This window comes from Azospirillum griseum, assembly GCF_003966125.1.
Classification (GTDB): domain Bacteria; phylum Pseudomonadota; class Alphaproteobacteria; order Azospirillales; family Azospirillaceae; genus Azospirillum; species Azospirillum griseum.
This window is the reverse complement of the sequence record NZ_RXMA01000026.1, coordinates 24,909-45,752: the sequence shown is the minus strand read 5'-3', so window position 1 is coordinate 45,752 and position 20,844 is coordinate 24,909. Positions and strand designations below refer to the sequence as shown.

Sequence of the window (20,844 nt, the reverse complement as noted above, 5' to 3'; positions counted from 1 at the left end):
CGCGACAACCGCCGCGCACCCCAGCCTTGCCCCCTCGCAACGACCACCGTCCAATCACCATCTCCTGGGGTCAAGCTTCTTGCCAACCTTCTTCAATTCACCGCCCGCCTTGTTCAAATAACCGCCGACGTCCTTGCTGGAAAAACCAGCGCTCGACAACGCCTTGTTCAAAGCGTCGGAACTCATGTTGAACGCCGTCTTCAGATAATTGCCCGTTTGCTCCGCCGTGTAGCCTGCAGTGTTGAGCGCCTTGGCGACGGCGTCGGACGAGGCGGCGTAGGCCGTTTTGATCGCAGCCCCCGTCTCATCCACGGAAAAGCCCAGCTTTTTCAGGGCGGTGGCGGTGGCCTCAGCGGTCATCCCATACCTCTGCTTCAGGGCGTTGGCGATGTCGTTGGACGCATACCCCACCGCCTTCAACGCCGCCGCCGCCGCGTCGGACGACAGGCCGTAAGCCGCATTCAGCGCGTTCGCCGTGTCGGTTGCGGCGTAACCCATCCCCCGCAACACCGCCGCCGCCGCATCAGAGGTGAGGCCATAGCCCGTTTTCAGAGCGTTTGTGACGTCGTTGACGGCATAGCCCGCCGCCTTGAGCGCCGCCGCCGCAGCGTCGGCATACAGGGAGTAGGTCTGTTTCAGCGCGCCCGTCGTTTCAGCGGCGGTGTATCCGGCCGCCTTCAGGGCGGTGGCCGCCGCCGCCGCCGTCTGCCCATACCCATCCTTGAGGGCACCGGCAACCGTGGCAACGGCAAAGCCGGTGGACTTCAGCAGACCGGCGGCAACCTCCGCGCTCAGCCCATAGGCGTTCTTCAGGACGGAACCAATGTTCGCAACCTCCGTCACCACACCGTCGGCCACCATGCGCGCCCAGGCTGCGGCGTCGCGGAACAGGTCCCGGAACAGCGCATCGGCGTTGTCGGCGATGATCTGCACCAGCTTGGGAGGCAATTCGGCCAGAGAGGCCGGAGCCACCGCCAAAGCCAGCTTTGGCATGGCGTAGCTGAGGCCCATGAACGCAAAGCTGCCGACCATCTCCAGGCTGAAGCGGGCGGGAGTCAGCGCCACGCTCAACCCGGCGACCACCAGGGTCTGCAAACGCAGCCGCCCACAATCCACTCCGCCGACATGGATGGGGCCGATCGCCGCGTTGATGCCGATCCGGCACTGCCCCGAGGCCGAAAAATTCAAGCCGTCGGCCAACGCGCAGGCAAGATCGAATTTTTCAATGCCCGCCACCTGATAGGTGAGCGCGAAGCTGATGGTGGAGGTGCCGATCGTGACCTCAACCATCTGCTTGACGATGTCAAACAGCGAAATCCGCCAACTCGCGCGCAGGAACGGGCTGCTCAGACAATTGAACGCCACCACCGGACCGCCCGGTGCCACCAGCACCTCGCGCCGTGTCGGCAGGGCTGGGGTGTTGCGGACAACCGCGTTGTTGGCCACCTCGGCCCACACGCCATCACGCTGCTGATAGGTGCGTGTCCGTCCCTTGCCATCGCCCGCGATCGACAGCGCATTCCCGATGGTGATCGGGGCCAGTTCCGCCGTGCCGCTGATGCCCTGGCTGGTGTTGATGGACAGCTCCATATGCCCGCCCAGGGAGAACAGCCGAATCCCGGCGCTGACGCCGAAACCGGGCAGGCCAACCGACCCGTCGGGCAGCGCCACCGGTGCCTCGCACCAGTAAAAGGACAGTTGGCTGGCCTTGACGATGTCCATCGCCGCGATCAGGTCGGGGGCGGATCGGTCCGTGAACAGGGTGACAAGCCGCCCCAGGCTCATCTCATCGACGTAGAAGGACAGATAGAGGATGTTGGGCACCTCCTCTATGACCTGAAGCACGATGGCGAATTCGTCGTCGCGCAACGCCGTCTCGTTCCCGATCTGGAAACGCCCCTGAAGGCCGAGATCCAGGCCGGGCGGCTCGAAGAACACGCCCATCATCACGCCGAACTGGCGCATGTGCAGACCCTTCATCCCCGGAGGGGACGGCAGGGATCCTGCGCTGCTGGACACTGACAGCGACACCTGCGCCTGGGTGGGGGCCACCATCAAGCGGGCGGTCGCCTCCACCGGTGTGCCGAACACGCGGAAGCCCAGCGCGCCGGACATCTGATACACCGGGACCAGACTCATCGTGAAGGCGAGCGACGCGTTGCCCAAGGTCAGACGGCTGCCCGTGCCGGTGGGAATCCCGATCTTGCCGTCCAACCCGATGAACAGGGACACACCGGAGGCGTTGGCGGTCGCTTGCATCACCAGTTCCGACACGCCCACCAGCCCCTGCATGTTGCGCAGCGACGGGTCGTTCGCCCCGGAGGTCACGAAATCCAGCGCGGCGGCCAAGGACAGGCCGGGGGGAAGTTGCAGGGTGACGCCGCTGGCCGTCGGCGTGGGCGAACGCCCCGCCTGCAGACGGGCCGGAAACGCACTGGACGGCGTGGGCGCAGGCAGCCCGGGCAGGGCCGGTGGTGTGTAATTGGGCAAGGTGGCGGAGGACAGCATCACCGCCATCCGGGAGAAGGTCAGCCTGTCGGCGGCGGCAAAGGCCGATCCGATGCCGGGGATGGCCGACAGCCTGGCCCGGGCCGGAATGTCCACACCGAACACAACACCCCATTTGCCCCGGACGTCCTTGCCAATGGTGATGAAGGCATCGCCGAACAGGCGGGATTCCGCCGAAATCGTAAAGCGCTTGTCGGCGGTGTGGTAATCGAAGCTGACCGATGTCAGGCCAAGATCAAGGCCGTCCGGGACCGTCAGGATGGCGTCGATCCCGAACGCGTCCAGCAGGTCCTGAACGCCGATGCTCTCCCCCGCCCCGGCGCGCCAGCGCCCGGCGATGATCGACGGGCTGGGGCCGAAATCATAGGTCAGCGTGAACAGGGCGTTGCCGATCTCCAGATCCGCTTCCAGGTTGCCGGCATAGCCGCGCCGTCCCGTCGCCGGATCGGTGGCGGATGTGATGAAGGCGCGGGTTGCCAGATCGTAGGAAACATCGCCAAACGGCAGCGTGCCCGTCACCGTCACGTCGCTGGTGAACTGGAAGGTCCCGCTCTTGCTGTCAGCCATCACCGACAGGGAATCGATGGTCAGCCCGCCAATCGCGGCCACCAGCGCGTCGGGAAAGCCGCCGCCAAGCTGGCGGGCGAGATCCCCGACCATCGTGCCCAGATCGATCGCCCCCGTGCTCGCCGAGCCGAAGAAGATCCAACCGGCCCCCTTGCCCAGATAGCTGGCCGCCAGATCAATGTCCACACCGCCCAGGCGTGTGGCAACCGACAGGCTTCCGCTGACCGATCCCGGCTCCCGCGCCAGCGTGGCCCCGACCTGCTCCAGCGTCAGCACCGGTCCGCCAGGGCCACCCACCCGCCAGTCCCAATTCTGCTCGGTCGTGACCGAAACGCTGTAGGAACCATCCCCCGGCGCAGCAAGCAACGACAGACGGGAGATGGTCAGGCTTGGCAGATCTGCGGTTTCCCCCAGACATTCCGCCGCCACCCGGTCGAGCGCGATCACCGGTGGAACAACACCGGGGCCATACGGCAAATGAGCCTGAAACCGGAATTCCGGCATTTGCACGCTGGCGTTCAGGACAACACCGGCGAACCCAATCCGGCCACCGATCTGCATGGTGGTGAGCCGACGGCGCTTCATGTCAAAAACAGCGTCGGTCGAGGTGACGGTGATGTCGCCCAACCCCACCGCCTTCAAACCGGTTTCAACCGCCGAACGCACCCCGCTGCCCCCCACAAAGCCCGCGATGTCCGCGAGGCTGGGCAGGGTGACGCCCTTCGGCGTGGCAAGGGTGAGCCGCCATTGCCGCCCCGGCGTGAGGTGCAGCGTCGCCGTCACCACCAGGCCACAAAGCTCGGTTGTGGCGGTGAAACAACTGGAACTGCTGATGGCGATGGACCCGCTGTTGCCCGGGGTCTGGCTGGCCCACAAGGTCACACCCACTTGGCGCAACGCGAACAGGCCACCATCGATGATCGTCCAATCACCCTGACAGAGCGCGGTCAGGTTGGTGATTGTCGCCGCATTGGTCGCAAAGCCAAAACGGACCTCGCCAGCGCTGATCCCGAGCGCGTTGAGCGCAACCACCTGGGCAGGCACGGAGGAGGCCGCCCTGGGACCGGCAAGCGCGGTCATCAGAGCGGTCATCGACGGAGCATCGCCGCCCGCACCGCCACCAACGATCGACAGCCCCAGCACGGCCCCACCGGACGCCAGAGTCCCGGTCAGCGGCAAGCTGGCACCGGCCAGCGCGAGGCGGCCCTTTCTGACCACCACGGTGGAGACAAACGCCACCCCCGGCTGGCCACCGCTCGGCGGTGGTTGGGTGTATCGGATGGAGAACGACAGCTGCGACAACTGCCCGCCGCCGAGATTGGGAACGCTCCACCGCCCAACCATGTCCCCATCGATGTCAAGCCGCTGGTCGGCCCCCGCCCCGTTCAGGGTGATCGTGGGTTTTGTCAACCGGATCCGCTGATCGGGCGCTGTGGCCACGAAGGTGGCGAGATCGCTGGCCGGAAGAAGCGTGGCCGTCAGATCAAGCAGACCATCACCGGTCACAGCCCGGTCGAGACGGGATTTCAGCGCCGTGAGATCGGCCACGAAGGGGCTGGGAGTCGAGGTCATGGATGATCCCGGAGCAAGGGTCAATGGAAAGATCAAATGGTGAAATAATCAGCCCTGAGTCTCGCTGGAACGTAATCATGATTTGCGTCATGATTGAGATTTGGTCCAGCCTCTGGACAATAAAAATTCACACTAAATTCCTGTGGCGGCGTATCATTGTCAGGTTGTTCAATAAAAATTTTCACATGAGAATGATAATTTACTTGATGATCAATGATCAATGATCCGTCTTTATTGCGAGGATATACTCCGGATATGTTCGGAATTCCAAACTCTGAATCGATCCTCCAATTCTCCCCAGTGTTGTAATATTTCGTTTCCGGCGTGTATTGATGCAATGAAGAGATCACCCGCTCTTCAGGATGAGGGAATTGATTGTTTTGCCCACAACTGAAAATCACCACGTTTGGTTTGACGGTTTTCAGAAAATTTGGGGAAGAGGACAAATTGCTCCCATGGTGGCTGGCTTTCATCGCGTGAAGCAGAGGCCCATTCCCATTCCGCAAAGATCTGAAGTAAGGAAGCAGCGCATCCTCTTGCGCGCTTTCCATATCGCCTCCAACAAAATAACGGAAATTTCCGAAGGTCAGCAAAAAGCCCAGACTGTTGATGTTTTCGTTGCGCTCACGTGACAGCCCCCCGGAACGGACAACATCAACCCCACCATTCACCGTTCGATAATATGTATTCGCAGAAACGCATGTTAAACGCGGGGCATGGTCTGGATGGAAATCCGCCAAATTCTCACCATTCCACAGAATTTCCTGTCCAATCAGCCAGTATGGAGGGCGGATTCCGGCGTTTGTCACTCTTGGATCATCGAACGGGAAACGCGCATTGGTGGTTATTCGCAGCTGATTCACACTTGATAGAACATCTCTTGTAACAAGATTACGTTCGCAATTGTCTTTTATCATATAAGAGTATGGGTGAATTATTGATTCGTTTTTTGTCGCAGGATTTCTAAAATTCGCAATTATTGATGCACTCCTTGATGTAGTCCCCTGCGCCGGCACAGTGACGTTCTGAGTTCGTCCCCGATCATAGACACGCACATCACGGTACATGTCTGTGCGCCGTCTCTTTTGGGGCGGTCTGATCAGATCCCTCACGCCGTTGAAATGATCCGCGTCATAATGCGTGACCGCGACGGCCCCCAACGGAGCGTCATCATTGATCCCATACACCGCCAAGACCTCTTCCACCATTCCGGTGGCCTCGGAGCGCCCGCCATCAATCAGCACGCTGCTCCGCTTCAGCACCTCTTCATCACCATCCTGAAAGGTGGCCACAATCAGCGTTGCGTCACCCGTTCCGAGCAGGCCAATGTGACAAATTTCCAGACTCCAGGGCATATCGCCTCCGCACGGGTGCATGGAACAGGGTTATGGTTGGGACCACCGGCCCAGACACGCTCAATCAAGCGATTCTCGCGATTCCGGGCTTTCCGCCTTATCGCCCGCATTCATCAACCAATACGATGCGTAACGCACTTTATCATCGTCAATAAAAATATAGCCATGCGCGCTTTGATACACAAAGATCAACATTTCTGATTTCCCATCTCGGTTTGCGAGCATTCCCGACGCCGCCAAGGCAGCGCGGACACCGCAGGGGGCGAAGTGGACGTTCCGCAACCAAAACCCCGGTCCCCGATCATGCGCAGTTGGCTCCCCGCAAAGCGGATGGGTGGGGTAAACTGCGCCACGGATCGACCTTGCTGGGAAGTCTGCCCACCCGGACCCGCAACGGCTTGGCGATGCCCCTTGAATCGCAAGGCCCAGTTGAAACGCACGGCAAAGCTGTAACGCAAGGCCCTGCTCTTTTTTGCGGAACGCAGCATGCCTGACACCAATCCAGCCGGGCCACCTCCGCCTCTCCCCCTGTCCCTCGCCGTCGTGCCCGACATCGGCGCGCTGGATGCGGAGGCATGGAACGCCTGCGCGGCGGGTCAGGGGCCGCTCCTCCGGCACGCCGCTTTGCGCGCGGCGGAGGAGAGCGGACTGGCGGGACCGGCCAACGGCTGGCAGGCGACGCATCTGACCGCGCGGGATCCAAACGGGCGGTTGGTGGGGGCGGTTCCCCTCTATCTGCGCCACAATTCAGACCACGACCATTGGGCGGATCAGAATTGGGCCGCTGGTTATCAGGCGGCGGGCGGGCGGTATTATCCCAAGCTGCTGACCACCGTTCCCTTTGCGCCGGTGACGGGGCGGCGCCTCCTGCTTCACCCCGACGCGCCGCCCGGCACGGCGCAGGTTTTGGTGCGCGGGATGGAGACGCTGGCCCGACGCTATGGCCTGTCCTCCATTCACGCAGCCTTTCCCGACAACGATGACCGCGCCCGCTTCGAAGCCGCCGGATGGTTGACCCGGCAGACAATTCAATACGAGTGGCGCAACACCGGTTATCGCGATTTCGATGAGTTCCTCGGTTGCCTGTCCAGCCGCAGACGCATCACGTTGCGGCGTGAGCGCCGCGCCGTGCGCGACAGCGGGGTGACGGTCCGCGACGTGCCCGGCGATCGGGTGAAAGAAACCGATGTGGCGCTTTTCCTTGATCTGCTGAACGATCTGCACCGGCGGCGGGCAACACCACAACCCTTGACCGCCGACTACCTGCTGCGGCTGTGCGCCGGATTGGGCGATCTGGCGACGCTGACCTTCGCCGATCGGGAGGGCGTGACGGTCGGTGCGCTGCTGTCGGTGACGGGCGACGGGCGGATGAGTCTGCGCAATTGGGGATGCCGGAGGGAGGCGCGCTTTCTCCATTTCGAGATCTGCTACCATCGAACGGTGGAGCAGGCGATCCAGCGCGGCCTGTCAGCGATCGAGGGCGGTTATGGCGGGCCTCACAAGCTGGCGCGCGGCTTCCTGCCCAAGCTGGTCCACGCCTGCCACTGGTTCCTGCATCCCAACCTGCGCGCCGCCGTTGCGGCGGACATCGCCCAACAGCGCCCAGACATCGAGGCGGTCCTTCTGAGCCAGCAGGCGCGTGCGCCGTTCCGCCATCAGCCGCTCCGCCACGAGATTGCCGCTGCCGTCACCGGCCAAGCGATGAGCCAGCCCCCTTGAGGACTGGCGCACCGGCCGTCTGGAGCGGGACACGCTCGAACGCCATGACCGGAGCGCTCGCAAGGGGCGACCGCGTCACCCCTCGGTGCGCACCACCTGCTCGGCACGGCGGCGGGTGTCGTCGGTCAGGGCGGCCAACCCGCGCATGGTCGCCGCAATCTGCTCGCTGGCCGACGCGTTGGCGTGGGAGATGTGGGACAGCTCCATCAGCGCCTCTTCAATGGCGTCCACGCTTTGGCGCTGGCGCTCCACCTCGTCCACGATGGTCTGCGACAGGCGGTCGGTTTCGGCCATGGTCGCCGACACCTCCTGCATCCGGTCGCCAACCGACGCCGCCACCTCCAGCCCGCGCGCGATCCGTTCATGGCTGCGGCGGGCCAGGGCGGCGATCTCCTGCGCCAGCCCCAAGGTCTGCTGCGCCAACGTGCCCACCGCCCCGGCCACCACGGAAAAGCCGCGCCCATGCTCGCCCGCCCGCGACGCCTCGATCGACGCGTTGAGCGACAGGATGTTCGAATGGGCGGCGAGCTTGCTGATCGCCACCGTCACCCGGTTGATCTCGTTGCTCATCTCGGCGATCTCGCGCACGGCCTCGGCCATCGCGCCGACGTCGGCCAGCCCCGCCGCCAAACGGTCGGCGGAATCACGCGAGCGCTCCTGTCCGGTGCGCGACACGGCGGCCACCGCCGTCATCGCCTCCCGCGTTTCCAGGAAGGAGCGGCGCAGCCGCTCCACCGACGCCATTTGCCCATGCGCACCGTCCGACACCTGGGCGATGGCGACGGCGGCCTGCCCGGTGGCGACGGACACCTGCAAGGTCGCCTGCACCACCGTGTCGGACAGCGACCGCGTGTCCTCCAGCGCCTTTTTGAAGCGCTGCATCGCCTGCCCCAGATCGGCCACCTCGTCGTCAAAGCGCGTCTCGGGAACCGACACCGTCACATCGCCGTCGGCCAGTCGGCCCAGCGCGTCGGTCATCCGCCGCAGCGGCCCGATCACCCCCATGCGGACAATCGCCACCACCACGGCGAAGGCCAGCAACGACAAGGCCCCGGCGATGGTGGCGCTGCGCAGGCGCTCGCGGTTCAGCCGGTTGATCCGCGCCTCCACAAGATCGACGAACTGGCCGTTGGCGGCGCGGGCGAAATGGTCGATGGCGTCGAAGGTCCCCGCCAGCAGCCCCGGGTTGGTCGCGCCATTGTCCAGCATCGTCATGGTGTGGCCCATCATCAGACCAAAAGGCTGGAAGGTCTCGTTCAGCGTCTCGGTCATCGCCGGATAGCCCTGCGGACCGGTCGCCGAATTGACCGCCTCCTCGATCTCCTGCAGCAGGCTTTCGATGCGCCCGTTGAACAGAGCCGCGCCGGTGCTGTTTCCGACGTCGCCGGGGCTGTCGCCGCCACGCAACTCGACCAACAGCTCGCGCAGATCCGCCAGGCGCAGCACGAAAATGTCGCCGAGATAAAAGGACGCCATTTCCGGATCCAGCGGAATGCCCGACCGGTTGGCCACCTGCTGGGTCAGTTTGCGCAACGTCCGTCGCGCTTCGATTTTGGTCGGACTGCGGTCCTTGGCCCGCACCAGCGCTTCCAATTCCAGCGACAGGTCATCGGTTCCGAACAGCCCACCATAGCGCTCGCGCAACTCCGCCAGCGTTTGGGCCAAACCGCCGCTGTCCATCGGCTGACGCAAAACCAAGGCGCGGGCGATGGCGGCGTGCACCGCGTCGATCCCGCGCAGATAGCTGGCCCCGTCCACCTCCCAGCGCGATTGGGCGATCTGGACGCTCTTGGCTTCGTTCTGCGTCCACAGGCCGTACCCGATGGGGATCAGGAACAGGCAGGCGGCCAGACCAAGGCGGGTTGCGATGCTCAATCGGCGGAGCATGGGTCCTCCTTGTCGCCGCTGCGACCGTCGGGGTTGCTGTGGGGATTCGGGTCCAGCCAAGTCACCGCGCGGGCGAACAGGGTCGGGGTGTCCAGCGCGAACATCACGCTGCCCGCCCCGATCACCGCCGCCCCGGCGATCAGCGTGTTGTCTTCGATCAAGGGGTGCAGGCGCTTGAAGAACACCTCGCGCCGCACCGCCATGCGGTCGATCATCAAACCGATCTGCGCGTCGCCATCGTCAACCACCACCACGGTCCGCCGGGTGGTCGGATCGTCCGGTGACGGCGGGCGCAGACCCAGCAACGCGCCGAGATCGACCACCGGCAGGAAACGCCCGCGCAACGACAGGCTCAACCGCCGCCCGATGCGGCGCAGCCGGTCGGGTGTGACGTCCACCACCTCGCGCACCGACCGTTCGTGAATCGCCACCAGCTGCCCGGCCACCTCGGCGGTCAGCACCCGTTGCATGGCGGCGGAGACCGGAAACTCGATGGTCATCCGCGTGCCTTGACCGGGGTGGCTGTCGATGGCCAGCGTGCCGCCCAGCTTCTTGATGGCGGTCAGCACGATGTCCATGCCCACCCCGCGCCCGGAGGTCGCCGTCACCTCGTCGCGGGTGGAAAAGCCGGGCAGCAGGATGAGATTCAGCGCCTCCGCGTCCGGCAGCGCCGCCGCATCGGCCGCGCCGATCAACCCCTTCGACACCGCCTTGTCGCGCACGCGGGCAACGTCGATGCCGCCGCCGTCGTCCTCCACCTCGACGATGGCGAGGCTGGCGGTCTGGCGGGCGCGGATGCGGATGGAGCCTTGCGCCGGTTTGCCCGCCGCCGCCCGCCTCTCCGGCGATTCGATGCCGTGATCGACGCTGTTGCGGACGATGTGGGTCAGCGGATCGACCAGCATTTCGATCATCGCCTTGTCCACCTGCACATCCTCGCCCGCCGTGGTCAGGCCGACCTCCTTGCCGACCAGGACGGCGGTGTCGCGGATCGGGCGCAGCAGCCGGGAAAACAGCGTGCCGATGGGAACCACGCGCAGGCCCAGCGCCCCTTCGTACAATTGCCGCACCGCGCGGTCGAGCCGCCGCATCCCGTCGTGGGTGGCCCGCGCCTTCGGGTTGGTCGGGCGGGTCCCCTCCTCCCCCAGCGTCAGGGACAGGGCGGTCAGGCCAAGGCGGAGTTCGCCGATCAAATCCATGAATCCGTCGATGGCGGCACTCGGCACCCGCACCATCGCGTCGACGGGGCGGGGCGCACCGCCACCCGCCCCTGCGGGGGCGGCAACGGGCGACAGGGTGGGCGGCGACAGGGTGGGCGGCAACGGGGCGGGCGGCGCGACGGACGCCGCCGCCTGAGCCTCCCGCGCGGGGGTGGAAGAGGGTTGCGCAGGCGGGGACTGTGTGGGCAAGGGTTGCGCGGTTGTGTCGGCCAACTCCGCACCCGGCGCAGCGTTGGCGTCGGTGCGGCGGATGGAGCGGACGCAGGCGCGGCCCGGATCCAGATCGGTCAGGGACCGGGCGAAGACCGCCGCGTCGCCGCGCACGGCGACCACATACTCGAACATCCCGCCGCGCAGGTCGAGGCGCGAGCGGTTGTACAGGCTGCGTTCGGCCCGCAGCGCCTCGGTGACGGATTCGGCCACCGCCGGGTCACGCTCCAGATCCAGCAGCACCAGCAACAGGGCGCTGCCGTCGGCCTCGGCCACCGCCATCCGCATCCGCGTGTCGGCGGGCCAGGCGTGGGCGTGTTCGGTGGACGGAACCACCGGGGCCTCTTCCGCCACCACGCCTTCGGCCCCGAGCCAGCGGTCGCGCAGGGCGGTGATCTCGTCGCGCGGTATCTCCATGCCGGAGCTGGCGGCAATGCCGGTCAGGGCACAAAGGTCGGCCAGTTCATCGACGTCCGGCGTCTGTTCCCCACGCAGCAGGCGGGCGGCGATCAGGTCGGCCAGTTCCGCCCCGGCGTCCACCTCCAGCCCGACAAACAGACGGGCGGCGTGCAGCCAGACGGCGGGATCCTCCGGCGTGGATTTCAGAGAACCGGCCTGCTCCAACAGCAGATCGGCGAACAGTGTTTCCAGCGCCGCCGACAGGGCAAAAGCCCCCACGCTCTCCCCGCTGGCGCTTTCCACCGCGCGCAGGCGCAGGACCAGATCAAGCCAGCCCCAACGGCCCGCCCCGCCACCGGCCAGCCGGAATGCCGCCCCGACCACCCCGTGCAGGTCGGCGGGTTCGGCGGCCTCGACCAGCGCCAAAGCGGCTTCGCCCGGATCCTCGGCGTCGATGGCCCCGATCAGGCCCAGAACCGCGTCCTGCATCCGCTCCAGCACCGGCGGGTCGACGATCAGGGCCGACGGACGCTCCGCCGCCGGGACGGCAACCGGCTCCACCATCGGCAGCGCGGCGGGCACAGCCGGGGCAACGGGAGACGCAGCGGGCGCACCGCCGGTCAAATGGTCTTTCAGCCGGGCGACAATGGCGGCGTTCACCGGCTGGTCGGTGCGGGTCGCCATCGCCGTGTCCTGCAGGCGGCGCATCTCGTCCACCGCCTCCAACAGGGCGCTGACCAGATCGGTGTCGAGCGCGCGCTTTCCGGCCCGCACCAGATGCAGCACGTCTTCGGCCGCGTGGGCGACGGTTTCGATGCAGCGCAGGGCCAGCGCCGCCGACCCGCCCTTGACCGAATGGAAGGCGCGGAACAGCTCGTCCACCCGCGCCGGATCGACCGGGCTGGCCGCCAGAATCCCTTCAATGGCGGCGAGGTATTCGTCGAGTTCGGCCCCGAACAGCGACCAGAATTCCTCGATGGGATCATCCGGCCCGCTCATCCCTCCCTCCCCGCCAACAGCGCCAGACGCCGCCCCAGAGCCGCCGGTTCGCCCACCTCGCTCGCCAACCCGGCGTCGATGGCCGAACGCGGCATCCCCCAGATCACCGCGCTGGCCGGATCCTGCACCAGAACCGGCGCGCCGCGCTGGGCCAGCGCGCGGGCACCCTCGCAACCGTCGCTGCCCATGCCGGTGAGGATCACCCCGACCGGGCGCCTTGCGGTCAAGGCGGCGGAGCGGAACAGGATGTCGGCGTTGGGACGGTACACCGCGTTGCCACCGTCGAGCAGCCGCAAGGCAAGAACGCCGGGGCGCAGACGGAACACCTCGGCGTTGCGGCCACCGGGCAGCAGATAGACGGTGTGGGCGGCCAACTCCTTGCCATCTTCCGCCTCCACCACCGTCACGCCCAGGGTGGCGGCCAGTGAATCCGCCAGACTGCGGCTGAACACCGCCGGGATGTGCTGGGCGATCACAATGGGGGCGGGACAGGGGCAGAGCGGGCGCAGGAACTCCGGCAGGGTTTGCGGCCCACCGGTGGAGGACGCGACCGTCACCAGATCGGGCGCTCCCGTCATCGTCACGGCGCGCAGCGGCGGCGTTGACACACGGTGATGCTGCGCCGCCACGCGCGGGAGTGCAGCGGGCGCAGCGGCGGCGGGGGCGGCTGTGGAAAGTGGAGCAGGCGCGTCCGTGTGGGTCGGCTCCACCACCGGAGGAGTGTGCGGCAGCGGAGAAGGAGCCTCGGCGTCCGGACGGGGGCGGGCGGGCGGGCGGTCGCGCCCGGTCAGGATGGCGGCGGCCACCGCCAGCTTGCTGCGCAGCAGTTCGCCGACCTGGGCCAGATCGGTTTTGAAATGCTCCGACGCCTTGGGAACGAAATCGATGGCACCGGCGCTCAACGCCGACAAGGTCAGTGCGGCCCCCTGCGTGGTGAAGGCGCTGACCATGATGACCACCGGCACGGCCCCTGGCGACGGGCGCACCCGCTTCAACACGCCGATGCCATCCAGACCGGGCATGTCGAGATCAAGCGTCACGACATCGGGACGCAGGTTGCGGATGGCCTCAACCCCGCTCAGCCCGTCGTTGGCTTCCCCAACCACGACAAAACCGGGTGTGTGGCCAACGATGTGGCGCAGCGATGCCCGCATGAAGGCGGAATCGTCGATGATGAGGACACGCAAGGGGGCGGACGGTGTTGGCATCAGGCAGTCGCCCCCGTCCTGGCGTCCGCGCCGACCAGATCCCGCAACAGCGCCTCGCCGGTGATGATGGAATAGGCCTGTTCCCTCTGCCGTCCGATCCCGGCGATGCCGGGGGCGGGGAACCATTCCGGCTCCGTCGGGTCGCGGCGCAAGGGCAACGGGCGCAGGATCGCGTCCACCCGCAAGGCCAACAAGCCGACCGAGGAGGACAGCACAACGAAATCAGCCCGTTCGGGCAAGGGATCCGGCTCGGCCAAATCCAGCACCGGAACGACCGCGCCGATCACCTCGACCGCGCAACGGACGCGCCCCCAGGCACCCGGCACCCGAAACAGACGGTGGCGGTACAGGATGCGGTGGACGTCGGCGTATCCGGCGGCATAAGCGCGCCCGCCCACGCTGAAAATCAGGTGCATCGGCCCGTCGTCGGCCTCCGCCCGCTCCGACTCCCCGCTTCCAGGACGCCCGCCCAGAACGGCGACGGTGGCCGACGCCACCACGGTGGCGGCCGACGGCACATCGGCCACACCATCGGCGGCCAGCACAAAGGCCCGCCCGATGCCGTCGATCACCGCCGCCGACCGGCACATCCGCCCGGACGGGATCCAGGGGGCGGGGCCAAACGCGGATGGCTGGCGAAAGCCCAGGACACGGTCGGCCAACAGCCCGACCGTGCCCGCCGGGCCATGCAGCAGCACCACATCGCCGCGCCGTTCGGGGGGATGGTCGAACAGGTTGGCCGGATCAACCGCCGGAATGAAGCCGCCATTGTGCAGCAAGACCGCCACGACCAGCGGCGTCGGGTAGCCGGGCGGGTCGAGCACCGGATCCTCGACGATCTCCAACACATCGGAGGTTGGGCAACAATAGGTCTGCCCGCGCCGTTCGAACACCAGGACCGGCGGCGCGGCGGCGGTGTTGTTCGGGGAGGTGGTCCGGTCAGCGGCCGGTCGGACGGTCATCGACGCTCCCCTTGACGAACAGCCCGGTTCCGTCACGGAACAGAGGGGCAAAACCAAAGCTCTGCGGGTCGGTGGGCGGAGCGCTGTCGCCCGGCCCAAGCAGCAGCAGCCCACCCGGACGGACCGCCGCCGCCAGTGCGGTGAAGGCCATCCGGCGTGCTGTGTCGTCCATGTAGATCAGCACGTTGCGGCACACCACCGCGTCGAAGAACAACGGTGCGGGCGGAGTCTTCAAAATGTTGTGTTCGGCAAAGCGCACCACCGCGCGGATCGGGTCGGCAACGCAACGGCGACCGTCCCCGGTCAGCGGCAGATCCGCGTCATCCTCCATCCCCACCTGCCGACAGGGCGACATTGGGCCGGTGCGATAGACCGCCTCCCGCGCCACCGCCAGCGCCGAACGGGAAATGTCGGTGCCCAGAACGCTGACGTTCCGGCCCTGGCGGCGCAGGGTGATGGCCAGCGAATAGGCCTCCTCCCCGGTGGCGCACCCTGCCGACCACAGGGCCAGCGTGGTGCCGGGATGGGCGGTTGCCCAATCGCCCAGCAGGGACGCCATCAGCCCCAACTGGCGGCGGTCGCGGAAGAAATAGGTTTCGCGGTTGGTCGCCCCGTCAATCAGACGGGCGACCAACGCGTCGCGCTCCGCCCCGCTGGCCAGCGCAGCCCCCGGCGGAAGATGATCGCACGCTTCGATCAGGCGCGCGCCCACCGGACCGCTGGGATTCGCCCCGATCAAACGGCAGGTGTCGAGCGCCAACGCCGACGCGCCAGCGGCGTGGGTCGCGCCCATCGCGGGAAAGGAAAGGGGATCCTGTGGGGGCAGACCGGCCATCACCCCTCCCCGGGCACGGCGAGCGCCGCCCGCATGGCCGCCAGAATGGCGCGCCCGCTGACTTCGGCCAGATCGGCGCTGACCGCACCGGACGGTTTGGCAACCACCGCCGACGCCCCGGCCATCAGGCAGGCGCGGCGTTCCGCCGACCCCGGGCCGGCAATGGACGACACCACCACCACCGCCGCGTCGCTGACCGCGCGGATGGCGGGCAACGCCTCCAGCCCGCCCATGACCGGCATTTCCAGATCCAGCAGGCACAGGTCCGGACGAAGGTCGCGGGCCTGCGCCACCGCCGCCCGACCGTCCGGCGCCGTGCCGACGATCTGCCAACGCGCGCCACCGTCGGCGTCGCGGTCGCTGTCCAGCAGCCGGGACAGCAGGCTGCGCATCATCGACGAATCATCGACGATCAGCACACAGGGCGCGATGCCCCCGGTCATCCGGCGGCCTTGCCCGAATCGCCGTCGGTGGCGTCACCCGCCGCCGCACCGGCCGATTCAGGCCCTGGATCCGGCACAGCCTCGACCGCCTTGCGCCGACGTCCCGATTCGGCCATCCGCCGCGTGCTGTCGGCAAGCCGGGTCAGTTCCACCATCGTCGCCGCGATCTCCTCGCAAGCGGTGGCGTTGGCGTTGGCGGTTTCGGTCAGGCGCTGCAGGCTCGCCTCGATCTGCTGAAGAACCGCCCCCTGCTCCTCCATCGATTTGGCGATGTCCTCGGACAGGCTGTCCGTCTCGTTGATCGAGGCGGCGACGCTGTTCATCACCCCGCTCACATCCGTGGCGATGCTGACGCCGTTCTGGATCCGCTCGCCGCTGTCGGCGGCCAGCAGGGCGATTTCCTGGGCCAGATCGGCGGTCTGCTGGGCCAGATTGCCGACCTCCTCCGCCACCACGGAAAAACCGCGCCCATGCTCGCCCGCGCGGGCCGCTTCGATGGCGGCGTTGAGCGACAGGATGTTCGAGCGGGTGGCGAGTTCGCTGATGCTCTGGGTGATGGCGTTGATGCGCGCGCTGGTCACGGCGATTTCCTGCACCGCGCCGGTCATCGCCGTGATCTGCGTCAGCCCGCCGGCAAGCTGGGTCGCCGCCTGACGGGAGCAATGCTTGGCCGACAGGCTGACGGACGCGATGGTCCCGATGATCGCCGTGGTGCGCGACACCGAATGGGTGATCGTCTCCACCGACTGCATCTGCCGTTGCGACCCGCCCGACACCTGATCGACCGCCGCCGCCGCCTGGCTGGTTGCGGCGGCGACCTGTTCGGCGGTGGATTGGGTGCGGTGGGCCAGTTCATCGGCCCCGCGCAAGGTGTCCTTGAGAAGCTGAACCGCGCGCGCGATGTCGCCGATCTCGTCCCGACGGTCCAGGCCGCGCACCCGCCGGTCCAAATGCCCCGCCAACAGCGCCTTGGCCGTGCCGATCAAGGTGTTCAGCGGGCGGACCACCGTCAGACGCAACAGCAGAAAGGCGAACAGGAAGGCCCCAGCGAGCGCCAGGCCAACGATGCGCACCACCATGGTGCTGGCGTCGTTGGCGTGGGCCGACGTGATGCGGGCCTGGTTGCGCGCCCGCTCCTGCGCCTGCTCGATCAATTGGGTCATCAGACCGTCAAACTCTTCGACCGATGCGGTGACGGCGCGGATCGGATCGCGCAGGGAATCCGACGGCGCGCCCTGCGGCAGCGCCAGTTTGGCCGCAATCAGCGTGTCAATCCGTTGCGTCAGCCGATCAAAGGCCTCACGCGCCACCTTCAGATCGCGGGAGAGGGTCGGCAGATTGCGTTCGGCCTCCGCCATCTGGGTGATGAAGGCGATGGCCTCCTCCTTCAACCGTCCGGAGGTCTGGCGGGCGCGCAGGCCGCTCGATTCGCTCAAGGTTTCGAAGGTCAGCCGCACGGCGTTCATCGCCGTTCCGCGCGACCGCGCCATCCAGACGATGCCCACCGCGTCGCGATCGATCAACCCGATCAGTTCGCTTTCGCTTTCGCGCTGGATCGTGTTGATCCGGTCGATTCCGACGAACACGACCCCCGCCAGCACGGTCAGGATCAGCAGAACCTTGCCAATCAGCGGCACGGACAGGGCCGTTTTCATCGCCATCCCCCAGACTCCAGGATTTCAGGTCAATCTCACGTCAACTTGCCAAGGGCCGCTTCAACCCGCACCTTCAGATCCTTCACCGCCACCGGCTTGCGCAGGAACAGCCGGACCCCGGCGGCAATCGCCGTCTTGACCGAGCTTTCCTCCGCATTCCCCGTCACCATGATGATCGGCAGCTTCGCGGTTTTCGGGTTGCCGCGCAGCATCTTGAACAGGGTCAGCCCGTCGGTGCCGGGCATGTTCCAATCCAGCGTCATCAGATCGAATTCCGAAGACAACACCGCATCAATCGCCGACACCGCCGACGTGCATTCGGTGACGTTGCGCACCCCCAACTGCGCAAAAGCGTAACGATGCAGGCGCAGCATGCTTTCCTGGTCGTCCACGCAAATGATCTTGAGCTGATCGGCCCGAGGCATTGCTTGCCCTTTCGGTGCGGAGAGTGATGAGACGGCGCAGCGAATCTAAAACACTGGAAATCTTAATAAAATGCGAAGCATCTCCCCAGAGGGAAAGCCTGCGGGAAAAACCGGCGCGGTCACGGCGGCAGCCAACTGACCATCCAGGTGTCAAATCCCTGGGCCTGCGCCTCCTTGGCAAGACGTTTGGCCTGTGCGGCATCCTCTTGCGGCCCCAGCGTCACCGTCAGCCAGCCGGTGGGGTCGGGCGGATCGGCGACCACCACCAGCGGGCTGAAGCCCTTGGCCGCCGCCGCACTGGACATGGTTCCGGCCCGGGCCTCCGTCAGAAAACGCCCAACCGCCACGGAATACACCATCGGCGGCGTGGCATCTTTCCCGACCGGAACGACCGGAGGCGCGGCGGTGGACGCGGCGGCGGCTTGGCCGGGATCGGCGGGAACCGGGTGGAGAGCGGGCGGCGGCGCGTTGGCGGCTTGCTCCAGCAAGGCACCGCGCAAGGATGAGGTGGGCGGGGCTGACGGGGGGTCGCCAAAGCCAAAACCCTTGACCTTCATCGGCTTGAGCGCGGGCGACGCATCGGCGGATGCCTGCGCCGCCGCCGGAGGCGCGGCGGGCGGAAGCGGTGCGGCGGCGGGCGATGGCGTCGATGCGGGCGGCACCGATGCGGGCGGCGTGGGGGTGGGGGGCGGGGGGGCGGGGGGCGGCACGGCGGGCGGCGTCACCGGAGACGGCGGGACCAAGGCCGGTTTCACCGCCGGAACCGGCTCTGGTCCAGCCACCAGATTGGCTCCGACGACCATGCCAAGCAGAAAGGTCAGCACACCAAACAGCAACACCGCCCCGATCAGCAGCGGCAAGGGGGTGCGCGGCGGCATTCACGAGGCCTTTGCGACGGCGCGCGGCATGGGCGGCGACACACTTGCCGCAGCGGGTCGCTGGGTCGGAACGGATGCAGGCAGCGCGGTCGCCGCCCCGTGTCCGGCGGAAGACGCGCCGCTCCCGACCGGAGCGATTGGACGTGGGGCGGCGGCGGTTGCCGCGCCCGATGGCGGACAGGCGGGAGTCGGGGACCCAACGGTCGGTGCGTTGGCGGCACGGGTTGGCGTGTCCGGTTTTCGTGGTGCCGTCGCGTCGCGCCGATCCTGGAACATGCCGCGCTGCAAACCGATGCCCCCCATTTGCAAGGTTTGCCAGGGAACGAAGCGGTTGTCGGGAAGTTGTGCTTGCTGGCGGAAATCCGCCATCGGCTGGTAGGTGCCGGAATAGTTGCTCCACCAGTCCAGCTTGCCGCTGTCAAAACGGATGGTTCCGGCGTAGAGAACCGGACGCCCGGCGGCCAGACCCGCGTGACCGCTGCGGGCCGACACATAAGTCCGCTGATCGTTGCGGGTGTCGCCCTGGACGCGGACGAAATTGTAGGTCCCGTTGGGCCGGGTGCGGACGTTGCGCTCCGCGCTGTTCAACAGGAACTCATCGCCCTGGCTGCGCACCAGCTCATCCCCCGCGCTCGCCCGCTCGCTCTTGCCCACGCGCCGAGCGGCGAAGGTGGTCATCGGCTGCACCGAATCCGCGCGCGAACGAGCCGGATGCGTGGCCGGGTGTGGGGCCGTCCACCGCACCGCCTTGGCCTGCCCAACCACCGACCCGCCCCCTGTCGCCCCAGCGGTGGGACGGTTCGGCCAATGGCAGGGCGGCGGCGCAACGGATTTCGGCGGTTTGGACATCGACGATCCTGCGAACGGAACCTCGCCTCACTATAGCGGAACCACCTGCCCCTGCAACTGTGACGGGGCAAGGTTTGACTCGGCACAGGCCTCACACCTGCGTCTGAAACTGCCCGGCCATGCTGATGCTGATGGAGCCGCCCCAACTGCACAGGCATTTGCTGCCGTCGTCCAGGGTTGGCATCTTGCCGATCATCACAGTGGGGATGCCGGGCATCCAGGGGGCGGCGGTCATCGGGATGCAGGGCATCGGTGTCAACACCCCCAGCGCCGCCGCCGTCGCCGCCGCGACCATCGGGTTGGCCATGCTGTTGCACATGCCAAAGGGCAGGATGTTCACCATCGGCTTGTAATCCATGATGTTGGCGGCGGGCACGCCCCCGGCCATCACGCAATTGGCGGGCAGAACCATCAGGCTGCCCGGTGCCACGCCGAAGCTGCATTGGACCAACGCCCCCATCACCACCTGCATGCCCATCGTGCGCCTCCTGCGTTTCGTGGATTCATTTGCCAAACAGTCGGCCCAGCAGCGACGTCTTGCCCGGTCCAGCCGGGTCGTCGAAGCGGGTCGGGCCGTCCACCACCACCCCGGCGCGGTAGAGCGTGCGCGCGGCGGGCGCGCCGCCGGGGTGAAACTCCAGCGATTCGCCGTCGGGCAGACCATCCACATAGGGGGTGCGGCGGCGCACGCTGCCGTCGGGGTGATGCTCGGTGGTCGGGCCGTGCTGACGGTCGTTGTCATAGGCCATGCTGACCAGCGGTGCGCCATCGGGCGAAAAGCATTCGGTCAACCCATGCTTGCGCCCCTGGGCGTAACGGACGATGGAGGCCAGACGCCCGGCCGGATCATAGCCGCGCAACTCTCCATCCAACTGACCGGCGGCATAAGACAGCGTCGTTTGCACGCGACCGTCGCGGTAAATCACCGCCGGACCGTCGGGCTGGCCGTCGCGGTAGCCCATCCGCATCTGCACCCGCCCTTGGGCGTCAAAAGCGGTGAAGGGGCCATGCATCGCCCCCTCGGCGTTGAGGTGAGCCACCGACAGCAAACGGCCCTGCGGATCGCGGGTTTCCACGCGGGTGGTTCCGGGCGGGACCGAGTCGTCCGGCGGCGGTGTGTCGGATGGCTGGGGGAGTGGCGGGGTCATCGCGG

At 66.9% G+C, this 20,844-nt stretch carries 15 protein-coding genes; 1 reads left to right on the top strand and 14 read right to left on the bottom strand.

Annotated elements, in window-relative coordinates:
• Positions 1–54: 54 nt before the first annotated feature.
• A complete protein-coding gene (locus tag EJ903_RS21090; protein ID WP_126619162.1) occupies positions 55–4,647 on the bottom strand; it encodes a hypothetical protein in 4,593 nt (1,530 codons plus the stop codon).
• A gap of 32 nt (positions 4,648–4,679) precedes the next feature.
• The gene (locus EJ903_RS21085; RefSeq protein WP_126619160.1) at positions 4,680–6,002 is read right to left on the bottom strand and encodes a ComEC/Rec2 family competence protein; all 1,323 of its coding nucleotides are present in this window, start codon (positions 6,000–6,002) and stop codon (positions 4,680–4,682) included.
• Positions 6,003–6,488: 486 nt separating this feature from the next.
• On the opposite strand from EJ903_RS21085, the gene EJ903_RS21080 reads away from it, so the two are divergent.
• Complete coding sequence (locus EJ903_RS21080) at positions 6,489–7,721, top strand: GNAT family N-acetyltransferase (protein WP_126619158.1); 1,233 nt, start codon at positions 6,489–6,491, stop codon at positions 7,719–7,721.
• Positions 7,722–7,796: 75 nt separating this feature from the next.
• Here EJ903_RS21080 and EJ903_RS21075 read toward each other — a convergent pair whose 3' ends face one another.
• From EJ903_RS21075 to EJ903_RS21020, 12 genes are all read right to left on the bottom strand, one after another.
• Entirely contained in the window at positions 7,797–9,608 is a 1,812-nt protein-coding gene (locus EJ903_RS21075) for a methyl-accepting chemotaxis protein (protein WP_126619156.1), read from the bottom strand.
• Positions 9,593–12,436, bottom strand: coding sequence for a chemotaxis protein CheA (locus tag EJ903_RS21070; protein ID WP_126619154.1), 2,844 nt, complete (start codon positions 12,434–12,436; stop codon positions 9,593–9,595). The genes EJ903_RS21075 and EJ903_RS21070 overlap by 16 nt, the downstream gene beginning before the upstream one ends.
• Positions 12,433–13,644, bottom strand: a complete 1,212-nt coding sequence (gene cheB / locus EJ903_RS21065) for a chemotaxis-specific protein-glutamate methyltransferase CheB (RefSeq protein ID WP_158627966.1) — start codon at positions 13,642–13,644, stop codon at positions 12,433–12,435. Before cheB ends, EJ903_RS21070 begins: the two co-directional genes overlap by 4 nt.
• Positions 13,644–14,606 (bottom strand): chemotaxis protein CheW, encoded by a 963-nt coding sequence (locus tag EJ903_RS21060; protein ID WP_126619150.1) that lies wholly within the window; start codon positions 14,604–14,606, stop codon positions 13,644–13,646. The genes cheB and EJ903_RS21060 overlap by 1 nt, the downstream gene beginning before the upstream one ends.
• A complete protein-coding gene (locus EJ903_RS21055) occupies positions 14,584–15,441 on the bottom strand; it encodes a CheR family methyltransferase (RefSeq protein WP_126619149.1) in 858 nt (285 codons plus the stop codon). The genes EJ903_RS21060 and EJ903_RS21055 overlap by 23 nt, the downstream gene beginning before the upstream one ends.
• Positions 15,441–15,884, bottom strand: a complete 444-nt coding sequence (locus EJ903_RS21050; protein ID WP_126619147.1) for a response regulator — start codon at positions 15,882–15,884, stop codon at positions 15,441–15,443. The genes EJ903_RS21055 and EJ903_RS21050 overlap by 1 nt, the downstream gene beginning before the upstream one ends.
• Positions 15,881–17,545 carry a methyl-accepting chemotaxis protein gene (locus tag EJ903_RS21045; RefSeq protein ID WP_126619145.1) on the bottom strand — a complete coding sequence of 555 codons (1,665 nt, stop codon included), beginning with the start codon at positions 17,543–17,545 and terminating at the stop codon, positions 15,881–15,883. The genes EJ903_RS21050 and EJ903_RS21045 overlap by 4 nt, the downstream gene beginning before the upstream one ends.
• A gap of 29 nt (positions 17,546–17,574) precedes the next feature.
• The gene (locus tag EJ903_RS21040; RefSeq protein WP_126619143.1) at positions 17,575–17,964 is read right to left on the bottom strand and encodes a response regulator; all 390 of its coding nucleotides are present in this window, start codon (positions 17,962–17,964) and stop codon (positions 17,575–17,577) included.
• Between the two features lie 119 nt (positions 17,965–18,083).
• Positions 18,084–18,842, bottom strand: a complete 759-nt coding sequence (locus EJ903_RS21035) for an SPOR domain-containing protein (RefSeq protein ID WP_126619141.1) — start codon at positions 18,840–18,842, stop codon at positions 18,084–18,086.
• The gene (locus EJ903_RS21030) at positions 18,843–19,691 is read right to left on the bottom strand and encodes a hypothetical protein (protein WP_126619139.1); all 849 of its coding nucleotides are present in this window, start codon (positions 19,689–19,691) and stop codon (positions 18,843–18,845) included. It abuts the gene before it with no gap.
• A 91-nt stretch (positions 19,692–19,782) separates the two neighbouring features.
• On the bottom strand, positions 19,783–20,169 hold the full coding sequence (locus EJ903_RS21025; protein ID WP_126619137.1) for a DUF4280 domain-containing protein: 387 nt from the start codon (positions 20,167–20,169) through the stop codon (positions 19,783–19,785).
• A gap of 25 nt (positions 20,170–20,194) precedes the next feature.
• The gene (locus tag EJ903_RS21020) at positions 20,195–20,839 is read right to left on the bottom strand and encodes a toxin-antitoxin system YwqK family antitoxin (protein WP_126619135.1); all 645 of its coding nucleotides are present in this window, start codon (positions 20,837–20,839) and stop codon (positions 20,195–20,197) included.
• Positions 20,840–20,844 lie beyond the last annotated feature (5 nt).

Bases quoted from the DNA above. Each gene is read 5' to 3' on its own strand.
- EJ903_RS21090 (WP_126619162.1), bottom strand. From the start codon at position 4,647: ATGACCTCGACTCCCAGCCCCTTCGTGGCCGATCTCACGGCGCTGAAA.
- EJ903_RS21085 (WP_126619160.1), bottom strand. From the start codon at position 6,002: ATGCCCTGGAGTCTGGAAATTTGTCACATTGGCCTGCTCGGAACGGGT.
- EJ903_RS21080 (WP_126619158.1), top strand. From the start codon at position 6,489: ATGCCTGACACCAATCCAGCCGGGCCACCTCCGCCTCTCCCCCTGTCC.
- EJ903_RS21075 (WP_126619156.1), bottom strand. From the start codon at position 9,608: ATGCTCCGCCGATTGAGCATCGCAACCCGCCTTGGTCTGGCCGCCTGC.
- EJ903_RS21070 (WP_126619154.1), bottom strand. From the start codon at position 12,436: ATGAGCGGGCCGGATGATCCCATCGAGGAATTCTGGTCGCTGTTCGGG.
- cheB (WP_158627966.1), bottom strand. From the start codon at position 13,644: ATGCCAACACCGTCCGCCCCCTTGCGTGTCCTCATCATCGACGATTCC.
- EJ903_RS21060 (WP_126619150.1), bottom strand. From the start codon at position 14,606: ATGACCGTCCGACCGGCCGCTGACCGGACCACCTCCCCGAACAACACC.
- EJ903_RS21055 (WP_126619149.1), bottom strand. From the start codon at position 15,441: ATGGCCGGTCTGCCCCCACAGGATCCCCTTTCCTTTCCCGCGATGGGC.
- EJ903_RS21050 (WP_126619147.1), bottom strand. From the start codon at position 15,884: ATGACCGGGGGCATCGCGCCCTGTGTGCTGATCGTCGATGATTCGTCG.
- EJ903_RS21045 (WP_126619145.1), bottom strand. From the start codon at position 17,545: ATGGCGATGAAAACGGCCCTGTCCGTGCCGCTGATTGGCAAGGTTCTG.
- EJ903_RS21040 (WP_126619143.1), bottom strand. From the start codon at position 17,964: ATGCCTCGGGCCGATCAGCTCAAGATCATTTGCGTGGACGACCAGGAA.
- EJ903_RS21035 (WP_126619141.1), bottom strand. From the start codon at position 18,842: ATGCCGCCGCGCACCCCCTTGCCGCTGCTGATCGGGGCGGTGTTGCTG.
- EJ903_RS21030 (WP_126619139.1), bottom strand. From the start codon at position 19,691: ATGTCCAAACCGCCGAAATCCGTTGCGCCGCCGCCCTGCCATTGGCCG.
- EJ903_RS21025 (WP_126619137.1), bottom strand. From the start codon at position 20,169: ATGGGCATGCAGGTGGTGATGGGGGCGTTGGTCCAATGCAGCTTCGGC.
- EJ903_RS21020 (WP_126619135.1), bottom strand. From the start codon at position 20,839: ATGACCCCGCCACTCCCCCAGCCATCCGACACACCGCCGCCGGACGAC.